The following is a 15,423-nucleotide window of genomic DNA, read 5'->3' as shown; positions in this document are numbered from 1 at the left end:
GAGAGAAAAAATGGAAGAATGGGAAAAACTGAAGTCGGTTGATATACGAACAGTTAATCGAGATGGACTCATAGATGTAACAAGAATCCCGGAAGATGATTCAGACGATGTGGATAAAGAAATGCAGATGAAAACTTTTTTAAGAAATGTTAAAAATCCGTATTGCTTTATGGTAGGAGATGTAATAGTAAAATCTTCTTTTACAGAAGGAGTCAGCCTGAAACAAAGATTACGGGAGTTGGCAGATGGAATATAGAATGAAAATTGCTATAAAGGTCTGGAAAAAAGGAAAGTTCTGTGCTAATATATGCATAGGACTAAATGAATAGAAACCACTTCTTATTTTTATAGCAGATTGTTCTGGCTAATATGAATAAGGAGTGTTTTTTTATGCTATCAAACAACTTATCTAAAACATATCTATGCGGAGGTTATCTGCGTTTATCCAAAGAGGATGGGAATTTTGCCGGGAGTGAAACGCTGCAAAGCAACAGTATTGAAAATCAAAAAGAATATATTGAAGATTATATACATAGTAAACCGGAAATAGAGATTGTTGACTTCTATATTGATGACGGTTATAGTGGCGTGAATTTTGACAGACCTGATTTTCAAAGAATGCTACAAGATATCAAAAACAAGAAGATAGATTGCGTCATTGTAAAAGACCTGTCACGACTAGGAAGAAACTATATTGAAGTCGGAAAGTATATTGAGAGACTTTTTCCTTTACTGGGTGTACGTTTTATCGCAATTAATGATAATTTTGACAGTGCTGATGATACAGCGGTATCCAATAATATCATTATTCCTTTTAAGAATTTAATCAATGATGCGTATTGCAGGGATATTTCAATTAAAATCAGAAGCCATTTAGAAGTAAAGAGGAAACGTGGAGAATTTATTGGTGCCTTTGCGGTCTACGGATATATGCGAGGGAAAGATAAAAATAAACTGATTGTTGATCCTTATGCAGCAGAAATTGTAAAAGAGATATTTGGTATGAAGATGGACGGAATGAGCCAGCAGGCGATTGCGGATGAATTGAATAGTCTAGGGATTCTTTCTCCGGCAGAATACAAGAAGGAGCAGGGGAGCGGGTATAAGACGGTGTTCCAGACACACAGTAAGGCGAAGTGGACCGCAATGGCAGTTATGCGTGTTTTGACAAATGAGATCTATGTGGGAACTCTGATACAGGGAAAGGAGAGTACCCCTAATTATAAAGTCAAAGTGCGGGAAAAGAAGCCACGGGAAGAATGGATCCGGATTGAAAATGCACATGAGGCAATCATAAGCAGAGCTGATTTTGAAATTATTTCAGATATTATACAGAAAGATACAAGGGTAATAGCAGGAAAAAGAGCGGTCTCCATATATTCCGGTTATCTGGTTTGTGCGGATTGTGGATGCAGTATGGTAAGAAAGAAGGCATATAGCGGTTCTTTTGAATATGTATATTATGTCTGCTCTGGAAATAAGAAGAACAAAGATACATGTAGCAGTCATAGAATCAGTGAAAATGCCTTAAATCTTGCCGTAACAAAAACATTGCAGCTTCATTTGAAGCATTTGGCTGATTTACAGGAGAGTATCCTGTACATACGGAAAACATCTTGTAATTCAGACAAGATAAAAATGATGGTACTGCAATTCGAAAAAATAAAGGGAGATATTGAAAAGTATAATCGCTTAAAATTGGAATGTTATGAGGACTATAAAAATGAACTAATTACTCAGGACGAGTATCTGCTGTTTAAGAAGGAATTAGATAACAGAATAGAAGATACTAAGAATGCTGCTACGGAATTGAGCAAGAAAAAAAGAATGCTATTAGATGGCAGATATGAAAAAGAAAGTTTCATGGAGAAATTTTTGACAAGCAAAGATATAGAGTTAAAGCGTTCCTTATTCGTTCGGTTTATCAGTCAGATATATGTGTATGAAGATCGTCGGATAGAGATTATCTTTCGCTATCAGGATGAAATCGAGCAATTAGCTGGACTGGTAGGTGAAATCAAGCAGGAAACGGCTGTTCGGGAGGTGATTTGATGGCACGAAAAGTCAGAAATCATCCGGTTCCGAGAGATAAGATGAGTGAGAACAAATTATCGGAACAGACCCCAAAAGTTAAAACACATGATTTTTCCGTTGCACTTTACATTCGGCTGTCTAAAGAAGATAGCGGAAAAAACAATCAAAATACAGTGGAAAATCAAAAGGCGCTTTTGGAAGATTTTGTAAAAGATAAGCCGGATATGAAAGTGGTTGATATTTATATCGACAATGGATTTAGTGGAACAAATTTTGAACGCCCTGCTTTTCAGAAAATGATGGAAGATGCGAAACAAGGTAAGATTAACTGCATTATCGTAAAAGATCTTTCTCGTTTTGGACGTAGTTACTTAGAAGCAGGAAATTATTTGGAAAAAATATTCCCTTTCTTAAACATTCGGTTCATTTCTGTTACAGACCACTTTGATACTTTTGCCGTAATTTCTTCTGAAGATGGCAGGGGAGTAGCGAATGGGATAGAAATTCCGCTGAAAAATATTATCAATGAGGTGTATGCAAAGGACATTTCCAGAAAAGTAGGCTCTGCTATAGAAATTCAGAAAAGAGAAGGAAGATATGGCGGTGGAGTTGCTCCATACGGTTATAAGAAATCAAATACAGTTAAGGGTAAATATGAAGTGGATGAGGAAGCCGCCGAGGTGGTGCGTTATATCTTTAGACTGAGATCTGAGGGCTATGGATATTGCAGTATTGTAAAGATTTTGAACGAAAAAGGAATAAAGTCACCCAGTGCATACCGCTATGAAAAAGGGATTGTAAGGAACGAGAAGGGGAGTAATGTTCTTTGGAAAATCTATGCCATAGAGGATATGCTTCGTGATGAAGTGTACTTGGGAAACATGGTAAGAGGCAAGACACATTCAGCTATGCACAAGGGAGAAAAGAGACATTATGTTCCAAGGTCGGAATGGGTGATTGTTCCGGGAACCCATGAGCCTATTGTATCCAAAGAACTCTTTGAAGCAGTACAAGCGGTTAATGAAAAGAAAGCGCAGGAGTATAAAGATAATCTGGAAAAAGCAAAAGAAAATCCGAAACGTGACAATTTGTTTAAAGGCAAAATATTTTGTGGGGATTGTGGTATCACGATGGGAGGTGCTGTTGGTAATTACAATTCTATGAGCTACTATTGCCCCAATTACAGAGAAAATGGAGCAATGGGATGCGTTAAAAAGCATATCAGTGCAAGAAAACTGGAAAAAGCAGTATTAGAAGCGGTTCAGATACATCTGAAAATATTCTTAGAAGGCAGAGAAGAAATTCGGTCAAGAAATGGCAGTGCTGAAATCGGAAAGAGGCGAATGGTGCTTGAAAGTGAGACAAGAGACTTAAGACAAAAAGAGACACAGTATCAGCAGAAATTAAGCAGCACCTATCTTGACTATAAAGATAAATTACTTACGGTTCAGGAATATTTCATGTTGAAAAATAAATATCAAGCTGCACTTGCAGAACTTGAGGTGGCTCGTAAAGAGAAAGAACTGCTTTTGAATAAAATGCAGGAGACTTATGGAGAGGATCTGGAACTATCTCACGCCGCAGAACAGTATTTCGGGCAGATGGTGGTTACAAAAGATATGGTGGATGCCCTAATAGAACGAATAGAAGTATTTGAAAAAGGGCGTATTCATATTATATTTCGATTCGAGGATGAATATCGGAGTTTACTGGAAAAGAGAGCTGATATGGAGCAGGAGGGAGCAAATTGAAAGAGAATTTTAATCTCTCTGATTTGAGTGTCCGCTGTAGCGGACAGACGGGAGCAAGGATGAAGAAATATATGGTTGCAAAATATATCCGACTTTCCATGGAAGATTTAGATTTATGCAATTCTGAAGAAAAGGCAGAGAGTGTAAGTATCAGTAACCAGAGAAATTTCATAGATACCTTTATAGAGCAAGGAGAAGAATTTCAGGGAGCAGAAATCAAGGAATTTGTGGATGACGGATATTCCGGCACTAATTTTGACAGACCGGCGATAAAGGAGCTGCTCCGGTCATGCAGGCAGGGAGAAATAGATTGCATTATCGTAAAGGATTTGTCACGTTTTGGACGAAATTATCTGGAAGTTGGAGATTATTTGGAACAGATTTTCCCGTTTTTGGGTGTTCGTTTTATCAGCATCAATGATGGGTTTGACAGTAAAGATTTTTTCGGACAGATGGGTGGAATGGATGTCGCTTTTAAGAATTTTATCTATGAGATGTATAGCAGAGATTTGTCTGAAAAGGTAAAAAGCGGAGTTACAACCTGCATGAAAAGGGGTGAATATTACGCAGGTTGCATGGTGTATGGCTACCAAAAGTCATCAGATGGTAAAAGAATGGAAGTTGACGAGGGTGCAGCAGTTACCATACGGCGTATTTTTCAGGAGTTGGCAGATGGAAAAGATGCAAAAACTTTGGCAATCGAACTAAATGCAGAGGGAGTGCCGACCAGGCTGACTTATAAGCAGGCAAAGGGAGAGCAGCTTAATCGGCATTATAAAGCAGATATATGGAATCGTAACAAGATACATTCTATTATCCATAACCGGGTATATCAGGGAGATATGGTGTATCGAAAGGCGGTCCGTACCCAAATTGGCTGTAAACAGAAGGTAAGACAGCCGGAAGAAAAATGGCTTGTGATACCGGATCATCACGAGGCGATTGTCAGTCGGGAACTTTTCAAAAAGGCGAATGACAGTATCAGAAAAGGGAAAATAGCGGTTTATGACCGTTCTGCTGTCCGCCGAGGAATTGTCTTTTGCGGATGCTGTGGAAATCGGTTAGAACTGCGGAAAACAAAGATACCTTATTATCTGTGTAAACGCAGAAATTTGCTGGACAATGCAAAGTGCAATGAGATTCGTATGGAAAAAGAACAGATTGAGCAGACGATATGGACTATCTGGCAGGAACATTGTAGATTGTTTGCGATAATCCCTGTTTCCAAGCTCTTTGAAAAACAGCAGGAGAAGTCGAAACAGCAGGAAAATAGACTAAAACAAAGCTTAGAGCGTTTTCCTGCTGAAAAAATCAAGCTGTACGAACGGTTCCGTTCTGGTATGGTAAAGCAGGATGTATTCTTAAAAGAAAAGGAACAGTTAAGCAGGCAGGAGGAAGTAGTACGGAGAGAAATAGAGAAAGTCTCTGAACAGATTGATATGCAGGAGGAAAGGGAAAAAAACTATCGATGTGTTGCAGATCTTGTGAAAAGGTATGGAACGAGCGAAACATTGACAGAAGATTTTATGAGGGAGATGGTGGAGAAAGTCATAGTATATGAAGATAAGCGGATAGAGATTGTCTGGAAGTATCGGGAGGAATTTGAAGAACTATTGTAAGATTAAAAAGAAGAAGTCTAAAGTGACAAAAGGGCTTCTTCTTTTTTCATCTAAAAATGCCATAGTTAATATTTTAGATGTCAATAGTAGGAAAATATTGTATATTTATATTTTCTTGACGATGGAGGTATTAATCTATGGCGCAGATGACATATATCGAGAAAGATTACTTTGAGAGACTGTTTGACATGGAGAGGGGCTATGTATTAGACTTTACAAACTATACATATCAAAGGTTTGTTGCTGATACCATTAACATAGACGTTTATAAAAAGCTAAAGATTTGTGTGAGTATTTAATTGTGGGGGTTGGAACGGATGATTTTATGATTAGAAGAAAAAATAGAACGTCTATTTTGAGCTATGAACAGAGAGTGGAAATTGTAAAAGCAATACGCTATGTTGATGAAGTGGTTCCTGAAAATGATTTAGATAAAATAGTAGCCTATTACAAGTATGGTTTTGATGTTATGATTGCAGGAGAAGATCATCGTATGGAAAGTGTATATATAGATGCGGAAAGGGAATTAAAAAAAAGGGAGTGGCTGTAGTTTATATTGAGAGAAAAAAGCAGTGTTCTTCTACATACATCAGAAATAGAATTATTGAAATGTATAGTAAATTGTGATGAATTAGTAACAGAGGCAAGGTGTAAAACAAACTATAATTTTAGCATGAAGCAGCTAGGCATTTTAAATAAAAAGTATTATATACAAACAATGATTTATGAAATGCTCATGTTGTAGTTTGTCAACCCCAAAATCAAGATTTCTTCAAAAAAATTTGGTCCTTACTTGACATCAGCAGATGATGGACCAAATCCGGATTATACAGAAGAACTTCTTTCGGGGTTAAAAGAACGTGGTGTCAATGCCACGTTTTTTTTGCTGGGAAAAGAGGTTGAAAAATATCCTGATATCGTCAAAGATATTTCTGATTCCGGGCACTTGATCGGCACGCATTCTTACGAGCATGTCAATTTAAGCAATCTTTCCGATGCAGCGGCGATTGAGCAGGTGGATAAGACAAATGCCGCCATCCATGATATCACCGGAAAATATCCGGAGTACATAAGACCTCCGTATGGCTGCTGGAAATGTAATCTGGATTATGAGACAAAAATGATTGAGGTACTGTGGGACGTTGATCCGAAAGACTGGGCGACAGACAATTCCGGAGTGATCGCCAAAAGAGTGATCGATAAGGTAGAGGAGAATGATATCATTCTGCTGCATGATGCGTCGGAATCCTCGGTGAAAGCGGCATTTGCGATCATTGATGAACTGGAAAAAGAGGGGTATACGTTTGTGACGGTGGAGGAGATTTTGATGGAGTGAGCGGGGAAATATTTGACGAACGACAAAAAGTCTAATAAAATACAAAAAGGAAATGTTTGGAAAAATATGTGGGATTAAGCAAAAAATTCCAAAACATGCATGACAAATGTTATAATTGTCACAGATATAAAATAGCAAACGAAAGCGAAGGTATCAAAACATGTCAGGCATTGTTTTAAAAATCATGATCATGGATACTCACCCACCAGTATGGCGGAGAGTTGTAGTACCTGAAAAAATGTCTTTTGCAGATCTGCATTGTGTGATTCAGGAGATTTTCGGGTGGGAGGATATGCATCTGCATATTTTCGAAAGCCCCGGAAATAGTTTTGAAATTGTAAAAAGTAAAAAAGATGCAGTGAAAAGTATGTTCATGATCGAGAAAAAAACACCGGTGGGACCGGTTTTAGAGCATGAAAAATGGGTTCGTTATACCTATGATTTTGGCGATGACTGGCAGCACAAGGTGATATTTGAAAAAAAGATGCCGGAATATACAGCAGATCATGCCGCAATTTTGAAGGTAAAAGGAGACAATTTTATTGAAGATTTCTGTGGTGACTGGGATGAAGATATGCAGCCGGAAAAATACGATATGGAAGCAGTCAATCATAATCTTGAAAAAATGCATTTTAAGGAAACAGATATGCCGGACGATTATGAGCAGATGATGAAAGGTATCGAAGCCTTTAAAGAGAACAAAAAAGAATTTTATGAATATTTCAGGGAGCAGGCAGAAAAATTTTTGAAAAATCTGGACGATGCCGCGAAAAAACAGTCCGTCATACGAAAAGAAGTAACTGCATGGAAAGAATTCTGCAATAAAGAGGCGAAAGGAAATATCTGTAAAATGCCGCCTTATCGGACATGTAAGGAATTAATTCACAGGCTGAGTGAGCAGCAAACAAGGGATTACAGCAAGTATCTCCAGCTTTCATATGATTATGAAAAGGAAGATCCGGGTATATTAGCGGATGCCATCAATGAAGAACTGACAAAGCACCCGGAGTATTATCTTTATATTCTGACAGAAAATAATATACGGGAATTTGAGAAAATAAGTGGTTTTGTGGAAAATAAAAAATACACAGCAGACTATGATACAATTATGAAAGGTATCGTATTGGGACTTTTACATGTGCAGGTTCCGCCCAAAACAGAGGCAGCATATGTGTTTCCTGCTATTGATTTCAAAGAAAGGTTTGGTTTGATAACGTCATTAGACCGGAAAAGGTATCGGAAAGAGATTGATGATATTACCGGAAAAATAATGAAACTTCTGCTTACGTATATATTGTTAGAACTCAAGGATTTTCATGAAATTTTTGAAAATGTATGGAATATGAACCTTTCAGAGAGGGATTTCCTTCGGTATGTGTACTGGTATGGCAGTTTTGGAAAGCAGTTTCAGACTTTACGAAGAAGTGATACCGGGAAAAGTTATGCGGCACTTATAAATGTAGATAATGAACGGATTATTGAGGGACTGGAAAAGTTTGCCACAGATCTTCCTTATAAGAAGTTTTCACAAAAAGAAGTTCTTTCTGTCTCCACGAATATTGCTGATCTTGGACAATGCTGGCAGATTTTGGCACAGGAGCTTGATGAAACACTGGATATGTCACAGGATGATGTTTCGGATATGATAGAACTGATTTTTAATGAAACAGTCAGTGGATGCAGTGCAGATGAAATATTTGATACAATCTTACTGCATGAGGAACAGGCTGGAAAAACAGTTCTTTTATACGACCGGATGAATATCTGGCAGGTTGTACTTGAAGGTATCATGACACTTGGACTCCCAATGCTTCATGGATATTCCAGGATGGAGTATGAGAAAATCACCGGGAAAAATGCATTTGAAACAGACGTTTTTGCGGCAGATATAGAACGAGAGGAGATCACACAGGACACATCATTAAAAGATATGCCTGTAAAAATACAGGAAGAAATATACAGGGCTTTTTATGAAAACAGAGAGTCGGACAGACCAAAAGCATTAGAAAAGATCCGGAAGGGACTTTCCGTAGAAAATGCTGAATTAGATTGTCTTACGGCTTTGTCCTATATGGGTACTGGAAAATATAATAAAGCAAACACCATGTTTGCTGCAATTGCGGACCGGACAGAGGACGAGAGCGTAGAAGCACTGATCGATATGGTCGGAGAACAGGTAGCAGGAATCAGTGATTATTATATGAATCGGGTAGAAGAATGGGATCCGTTTGCCGGTATTGAAATGGATATGCCATATCAGCGGGAAGGTAAGAAAATAGGCCGGAATGATCCGTGCCCATGTGGAAGTGGGAAAAAATATAAAAAGTGCTGTGGAAAATAAAAATCATTTTTTCTCCTGCAGATCAAGCAGCGTCTCGGCTCGTTCCTTTAAACGAGCCTGATTCAGGTCGGTTAATTTACGGTAATAACTTAAGAGACGCTGTTCGTCGGCAGTGAGTTCTGATTTGCGCTTTCTGGCATCTGCTGGTTTCTCATAAATATCGGTAAGTCCGATCAGAAAGTCAGAAGTGGTATCAAGGGCTTTTGCGAGCCGGTTTAAAATTTCAGCCTTTGGTTCATAAAGGTTGTTTTCATATCGGGATAGGGTAGTCGGAGCGATACCGATCGTGTAAGCAAGATGTTTCTGGCTCATGTCGCGTTCTTCACGTAAAAATACAATACGTTTCCCGATACTGTTCATAGATGTTCTCCGTTTCTGTTTCTTTTATCTTATTATGCATTTCCTGACGCACATCTGCCGGAAAAAGCATTTTATCCATTTGCCGAATAATTCATGTTCATAAAAATAATGAGGAAACGGGAATAAAAAAATTTTTTTTTAATGAAACTTTTTTTGTTATTATTTTATCTAAATAAATGAAACTTACAAATGATAAGTAATAAAAACACGCAGGAGGATATTCAGAATGAGAAAAAAAACAATTTATGTATTAGCAACGGTAATGTGTATGTCCATATTTACAGCATGTGGAAGCACGAATCGTGCTGATGCCGGAAATGAAGTGCAGCAGGAAGTACAGGCAGAGGATAATATGCAGAAAGAACAGCAGGCTGGTGCAGAGGGTAACGCTGAAACAGAGTTACAGACTGAAGCTGTACCGGAAAATACAGCTGAAGCGGTAACAGGCGAAGAGAAAACACTGAATGGAACGGTGGACGAGATCAAAGATTTTATGTTTATTGTGACAGATGATAGTGGTGCTTCCTATGAATTAAGTTTTGATGCAAAACCACAGGGATTGGAAAATGTTTCTGTTGGAGATAAAGTAAAAGTAACATATACCGGGGAACTTTCAGAAGTGGATGCATTTTCGGGAACAATTGTTTCAGTTGAAAAGCAATAAGTAAAGCAATAAGTAAAGCAATAAGTAAAGCCATGCGATATATATAGAAAATGTATCGTATGGTTTTTTACTTTTTTACGGTTATGTGGAAAACGACTGGTGAAATATGATATACTTATCGCGAATGATGTTGAGACCGAAAGAGCTGGAAAAGATCAGGAAGAAGATTTCAGTAGAAAATGACGAATTAGATTGTCTTACAGCGATGTGTTACATGGGGACTGGAAAATATAGTAAGGCAAATTCTATGCTGAAAAAAATTGGAAAAAGACGCAACGGGCAGTTACCCATTTGCGTCTTTTTCTATAGAAGAGCAATGAAACAACAGGAAACAGATACAATGGAGGAAGAGAAGATGAAAAAAAGAGCAAAAAAGATAGTAGCATTATTTTTAACAGCTGGTATTCTGTTATCAGGGACAGCTGCGTGTTCTAATGTAGAAGGCATGCATCTTTCAGGATCGACAAGGGAATTGAATGTAACGAAAGAAGATACTGGAAAATCCGGAGATAATGTTCAGATGCTGCCATCGGATGAAAAATCAGACAAAATATTTGCGGACAGTTATGCTGATTTTGCAATAAAGGCTTTTCAAAATAGCTATGAAGCTGGAAAAAATACAATGATATCACCATATTCCGTGATAAATGCGCTTGCCATGACTGCAAACGGAGCATCAGGCGAGACTTTGGAACAGATGGAGAGTGTACTTTGCGGTACGGCAGACTGCTCGCTTGATCTTCTCAATCGGGAGCTGCAGCGTCTGCAAAGTTCCATGCCAAAGGAAAAAAATAATCATTTATATACAGCGAATTCTATCTGGTACAAAGATTCTGATGAGAACTTTGTACCGGCAGATGATTTTCTGAAGTTAAACGCTGAATTTTATCAGGCAGATATCTTTGCCTCGGCTTTTGATAAAAAAACGACAAAGGATATCAATCGCTGGATCGACCGGCGCACGGATGGAATGATCAAAGATATCATGGATCAGATACCGCCATATGCTATTATGTATCTTGTAAATGCAGTGGCATTTGAGGGGGAGTGGCAGGACCCGTATGAAAAGGAACAGGTGCATGATGCTGATTTTTATGATATTGATGGTAATCATTCAACAGTATCAATGATGTATTCGGAGGAACATTCTTTTCTGAAGGAAGAGCATGCCGTTGGATTTATCAAGCCGTATAAAGAAGGTTTTGACTTTGTTGCACTGCTTCCGGATGAGAATATGGATATCAGAGATTATATCAGTCAGATGAATGGAGAAACTTTTCTAAAGACAATTGCTCAGGCAAATGATACAATAGTGGAAACAGGTATGCCAAAGTTTAAGGCGGAGACGCAGAAAGAATTAGCGGAAGTTTTAGACAGAATGGGAATGCATGATGCATTTGATGAGAAATTAGCAGATTTTTCACAGATGGGGAATTGTAAAAATGGGGATAATCTGTATATCAGCCGGGTATTGCACCGGACAAAGATTGAAGTGAATGAACTTGGTACAAAGGCCGGGGCGGCAACAGTTGTGGAAGTGGAAACAATGGGGTGTCTGGAGGCAGTGGAAAATGTTGTGCTGGACAGGCCATTTGTCTATGCAATCATAGACAGGGAGAATGGGATACCTGTTTTTATTGGTGCGGCAGATGCTCTGTAAAATCATAACAGAACAGGATAAACATTACAGGAGGATATAATTCGGATCGTGGGGCAGTTTTTAGAGGATGAAAAGATTATTGAGTTATACTGGGTCAGAGATCAGAGGGCAATTACATGCTCACAGCAGAAATACGGAGCATATTGTCACAAGATAGCACAGAATGTACTGCACAATGAAAGTGATTGTGAAGAGTGTATGAATGATACATGGTTCCGGGCGTGGAATTCCATGCCGACAGAGCGGCCGGGGATATTGCAGGCGTTTTTAGGAGCGATTACAAGAAATCTATCCTTAGACCGCTACCGGAAAAATCATTCGAAAAAGCGTGGAGAGGGAGAAATTTCTTACATATATGAAGAGATGCAGGACTGTATTTCCGGTGAAAATATGGAGTTACATGTGGAAAATATGGAACTTGCGGAGATGATTAACCGTTTTCTGGCTGGGATGAAGACAGAAAACCGCAGGATCTTTGTGCGGAGGTACTGGTATTTTGACAGTATAGCTGAAATTGCAAAGAGATTCTCCATCAGTGAGAGCAAGGTAAAATCGTCTCTGATGCGTTCAAGGGAAAGTTTACGGAAATGTCTTGCTCAGGAAGGAATCGAGGTGTGAGCAGTGAAAGCAGATGATCTGATTGATGCATTCGGGCATATTGATCCAAAGTATGTTTCAGATGCGGAAGTTGAGATAAAATCAAAATCACGGATGAAGCGGATGTTTTATGTTATAAGAGAAAAAATCCCTTTAGAGAAGGAACAGCCTGCGCATATCACTATTTCGGCGGCGATGTGTATGACAGCATTTGTGCTGATCATCGGTGCAGGAATGTTTTATGGAAGGATCAGGAATGGATATTCAGGAAACAAAAATAACTCTGTGGACACGGTTTTCAATGATTATGATGGTATGTATGGAAGTACAGCAGCCGGATCAGCGGATGAGGCAGGGGTGGAAAAAGCAGAGGAGGATACCGGTCTGATCTTTAATGAGATTCGCGAAATGGAAAGTATAGCCTATGATGTAGCAGAACCGGACCAGATTGTTTCTTATGACGCAGCGGGGCTGGAAGAATATTTTGGAACAAAGATCTGTCCGACTTCCATTCCAGATGGATTCATCCTGTCGGATGGTGTTTATCATGTTGGATATGATAAAGCAGGAGAAGCAGTGGATGATAATAATAGTCTGATCTATTCGGATGAAAGTGGAGAACGTACATTGAAAATCGGAGTTCGTACAACGGAATCCGGGATCGTGACAAGATTTACAGATACACATTTAGCCACGTCTCTGGTGCATGGGATTACGGTCACAGCGGGATGTTATCCGATCGGGCAGACTGGCGGGTATAGTTATGTCGCTGTTTTTGAAAAAGATGGAGTTATATTTACCATAGAAAGTTCCGGTCTTACAGAGCAAAGATTTATCACAGTGATAGGAGAACTGACGGAATAGACAGATATGTTATGAAACAGAAGATTTAAAATAGGGTCTTGTCTGATAAAAATTCTAATGTCTTTTCTACAGGTTAAAAAATGAAGTTAAAAGAGATTGAGATTCTAAGACACTTATGATAGTATAAAAATAATTGTGAAGACACGAGAGAATCAGGTGCAAACAATCGATATTAAGGAAGTTAAACAGGAGGTCGTAGATAAAATGGAACAGTACAAGCAGGAATTTATCGAGTTTATGGTTGAGAGTGATGTGCTCAAATTTGGAGAGTTTACATTAAAGAGTGGACGTAAATCCCCATTTTTTATGAATGCAGGAGCTTATGTGACAGGTTCACAGTTAATGCGTCTTGGTGAGTATTACGCAAAGGCGATCCATGAGAAGTATGGAGATGATTTTGATGTATTATTCGGACCGGCATACAAGGGAATCCCGATCAGTGTTGTAACAGCAGTTGCATTCAGCAAATTGTATGGAAAAGAAGTCCGTTACTGTTCGGATAGAAAAGAAGAAAAAGACCACGGAGCAGATAAGGGAAGTTTCCTTGGAAGCAGTTTAAAAGACGGTGACCGTGTTGTCATGATCGAGGATGTTACAACATCCGGTAAATCCATGGAGGAGACAGTTCCGAAAGTAAGAGGAGCTGCAAATGTTGAGATCGTTGGCCTGATGGTTTCTTTAAACCGTATGGAAATGGGACTTGGCGGTAAAATGAGTGCACTTGATGAAATCCGAGAGACTTATGGTTTTCCGACAAATGCGATTGTAACGATGGAAGAGGTCGTAGAACATCTTTACAATAAGGAGTGTCAGGGCAAAATTGTCATTAATGATGAGATAAAAAAAGCAATTGATGCATACTATGAACAGTATGGATGTAAATAATGCGATGGATGACAGAAAAAAAAGACGCCGGCTGATTGCCGGCGTATTGTTCACTGTTTACTTTGCAGTGTTATTTTATTTTTTATTTTTTTCAGAAGAAATGGGACGAACTTATAGTGAAAGAGCATATCACTATAACCTTGTTCCATTCAAAGAAATTATGCGATTTATCCGTTATCGTAAAGCTCTTGGCACTTATGCAGTAGTTTTGAACCTTGCCGGCAATATTATTGCGTTTATGCCATTTGGAACATTTTTGCCGATCTATTATGAACGGTGCAGAAAAATGTGGTATACGGTTCTTTACAGTTTTGAATTAAGTCTTGTCGTGGAAATACTGCAACTGGTATTTAAGGTTGGAAGTCTGGATGTAGACGACCTGATCTTAAATACGATCGGGGGATTGTTTGGATTTCTTATCTATGATCTGGTGAAAAAGTTGACGCGAAAGATCACAGGGCGAAAGATGCATGATAATTAAAGTTCCAGATAGGTACCGCTTTTTACTTCTATCACAGAATCGCCATCAACTTCGAGCCATACACTGAGGGCACTTGGATTGTAAACTCTCCTGCAGTCTGCAGAAAAGAGGATACGTTTTGCAGCGTCCATATAGTCAATGATCTCGATGTTGGTTGCGTACCAGATATCATCCCTGCCACCCATATATGCGCAGAAATCTTCAATTACATTCCAGTTATCATGATTGTCAAATTCATAACTGTGCCCCCATACATACATTAATTTTAAATACTGTTTTTTCTTAAATTCTGCAAAAAATTCAGCTTTTTCCATCAGATCCGGGGCGTCATGATGACAGGTCGGGTGCCATTCAAGCGGATCGGTTGGAAGTGCAAAATCAGCTGCCGGTTCTACGACACGGGCATAGGCAATTCCAAGCTGGCGGAATAATTGTTTGATGTCTTCATTGTAGGAACCATTTGGATAAGCATGTCCGCGGATAATGCGGCCGGTGATCTGTTCTAAACCTTTCCGGTCAGCTAAAATTTCTTCTGCAACTTCCGTCATCGGACAGCGTGCAATGGTCGGGTGAGTCATGGTATGGGTTGCAATTTCATGTCCGGTATAAAGTTCGTTGATACGTGAACTTTTAATCCGTGGTGGAGTAAGCCCTTCTTTATCGATCATTCCATAATTTAAATTAAAAGTTCCCCGTATGCCGTAACGGTTAAAAATAGAAACAAGACGCTCATCCTGGATTTTGCCGTCATCGTAGCTCATAGTCAGTGCTTTCGCCTTTCCTTTAGGGAAACATACATAAACTTTCATTGATAAAATCCTCCTGCAGGTT

The 15,423-nt window shown here is 38.9% G+C and carries 16 protein-coding genes; 14 read left to right on the top strand and 2 right to left on the bottom strand.

Annotated features, from left to right (window positions below):
- Positions 1-10 precede the first annotated feature (10 nt).
- The 8 genes from ACDD58_RS18575 (at position 11) to ACDD58_RS18540 (ending at position 9,081) form a co-directional block, all read left to right on the top strand.
- Positions 11-256, top strand: coding sequence for a DUF6870 family protein (locus tag ACDD58_RS18575; RefSeq protein ID WP_117921999.1), 246 nt, complete (start codon positions 11-13; stop codon positions 254-256).
- 134 nt (positions 257-390) lie between these two features.
- Complete coding sequence (locus tag ACDD58_RS18570; RefSeq protein WP_370778645.1) at positions 391-2,052, top strand: recombinase family protein; 1,662 nt, start codon at positions 391-393, stop codon at positions 2,050-2,052.
- On the top strand, positions 2,052-3,785 hold the full coding sequence (locus tag ACDD58_RS18565; RefSeq protein ID WP_370778644.1) for a recombinase family protein: 1,734 nt from the start codon (positions 2,052-2,054) through the stop codon (positions 3,783-3,785). The genes ACDD58_RS18570 and ACDD58_RS18565 overlap by 1 nt, the downstream gene beginning before the upstream one ends.
- Positions 3,782-5,404 carry a recombinase family protein gene (locus ACDD58_RS18560; protein WP_370778643.1) on the top strand — a complete coding sequence of 541 codons (1,623 nt, stop codon included), beginning with the start codon at positions 3,782-3,784 and terminating at the stop codon, positions 5,402-5,404. Before ACDD58_RS18565 ends, ACDD58_RS18560 begins: the two co-directional genes overlap by 4 nt.
- 137 nt (positions 5,405-5,541) lie before the next feature.
- On the top strand, positions 5,542-5,703 hold the full coding sequence (locus ACDD58_RS18555) for a hypothetical protein (RefSeq protein ID WP_158570882.1): 162 nt from the start codon (positions 5,542-5,544) through the stop codon (positions 5,701-5,703).
- Between the two features lie 26 nt (positions 5,704-5,729).
- On the top strand, positions 5,730-5,954 hold the full coding sequence (locus tag ACDD58_RS18550; protein ID WP_370778642.1) for a hypothetical protein: 225 nt from the start codon (positions 5,730-5,732) through the stop codon (positions 5,952-5,954).
- A gap of 243 nt (positions 5,955-6,197) precedes the next feature.
- Complete coding sequence (locus tag ACDD58_RS18545; protein WP_243006900.1) at positions 6,198-6,740, top strand: polysaccharide deacetylase family protein; 543 nt, start codon at positions 6,198-6,200, stop codon at positions 6,738-6,740.
- A gap of 160 nt (positions 6,741-6,900) precedes the next feature.
- On the top strand, positions 6,901-9,081 hold the full coding sequence (locus ACDD58_RS18540) for an SEC-C metal-binding domain-containing protein (RefSeq protein WP_370778641.1): 2,181 nt from the start codon (positions 6,901-6,903) through the stop codon (positions 9,079-9,081).
- Positions 9,082-9,084: 3 nt separating this feature from the next.
- On the opposite strand, the gene ACDD58_RS18535 is transcribed toward ACDD58_RS18540, so the two are convergent.
- Entirely contained in the window at positions 9,085-9,441 is a 357-nt protein-coding gene (locus ACDD58_RS18535) for a helix-turn-helix domain-containing protein (protein ID WP_370778640.1), read from the bottom strand.
- A gap of 226 nt (positions 9,442-9,667) precedes the next feature.
- Between ACDD58_RS18535 and ACDD58_RS18530 the strand changes: the two genes are divergently transcribed.
- The 6 genes from ACDD58_RS18530 (at position 9,668) to ACDD58_RS18505 (ending at position 14,592) form a co-directional block, all read left to right on the top strand.
- Positions 9,668-10,105: a hypothetical protein gene (locus tag ACDD58_RS18530; protein WP_022111970.1), complete on the top strand. Its 438-nt coding sequence runs from the start codon at positions 9,668-9,670 to the stop codon at positions 10,103-10,105.
- A gap of 355 nt (positions 10,106-10,460) precedes the next feature.
- Positions 10,461-11,765, top strand: a complete 1,305-nt coding sequence (locus ACDD58_RS18525; protein WP_370778639.1) for a serpin family protein — start codon at positions 10,461-10,463, stop codon at positions 11,763-11,765.
- A gap of 48 nt (positions 11,766-11,813) precedes the next feature.
- Positions 11,814-12,383: an RNA polymerase sigma factor gene (locus ACDD58_RS18520; RefSeq protein WP_022111972.1), complete on the top strand. Its 570-nt coding sequence runs from the start codon at positions 11,814-11,816 to the stop codon at positions 12,381-12,383.
- A 3-nt stretch (positions 12,384-12,386) separates the two neighbouring features.
- The gene (locus ACDD58_RS18515; protein WP_173886288.1) at positions 12,387-13,226 is read left to right on the top strand and encodes a hypothetical protein; all 840 of its coding nucleotides are present in this window, start codon (positions 12,387-12,389) and stop codon (positions 13,224-13,226) included.
- Positions 13,227-13,430: 204 nt separating this feature from the next.
- Positions 13,431-14,111: an orotate phosphoribosyltransferase gene (gene pyrE, locus ACDD58_RS18510; protein WP_015559808.1), complete on the top strand. Its 681-nt coding sequence runs from the start codon at positions 13,431-13,433 to the stop codon at positions 14,109-14,111.
- Entirely contained in the window at positions 14,089-14,592 is a 504-nt protein-coding gene (locus ACDD58_RS18505) for a VanZ family protein (RefSeq protein ID WP_117922008.1), read from the top strand. Before pyrE ends, ACDD58_RS18505 begins: the two co-directional genes overlap by 23 nt.
- Here ACDD58_RS18505 and ACDD58_RS18500 read toward each other — a convergent pair.
- Complete coding sequence (locus tag ACDD58_RS18500; RefSeq protein WP_117922009.1) at positions 14,589-15,401, bottom strand: polysaccharide deacetylase family protein; 813 nt, start codon at positions 15,399-15,401, stop codon at positions 14,589-14,591. The genes ACDD58_RS18505 and ACDD58_RS18500 overlap by 4 nt on opposite strands.
- Between the last annotated feature and the right edge of the window lie 22 nt (positions 15,402-15,423).

It is taken from the genome of Roseburia sp., assembly GCF_041325975.1.
GTDB classification, from domain to species: Bacteria; Bacillota; Clostridia; order Lachnospirales; family Lachnospiraceae; genus Roseburia; species Roseburia rectibacter.
The sequence above is the reverse complement of the archived record's forward strand: the minus strand, read 5'-3'. Positions and strand labels throughout refer to the sequence as shown.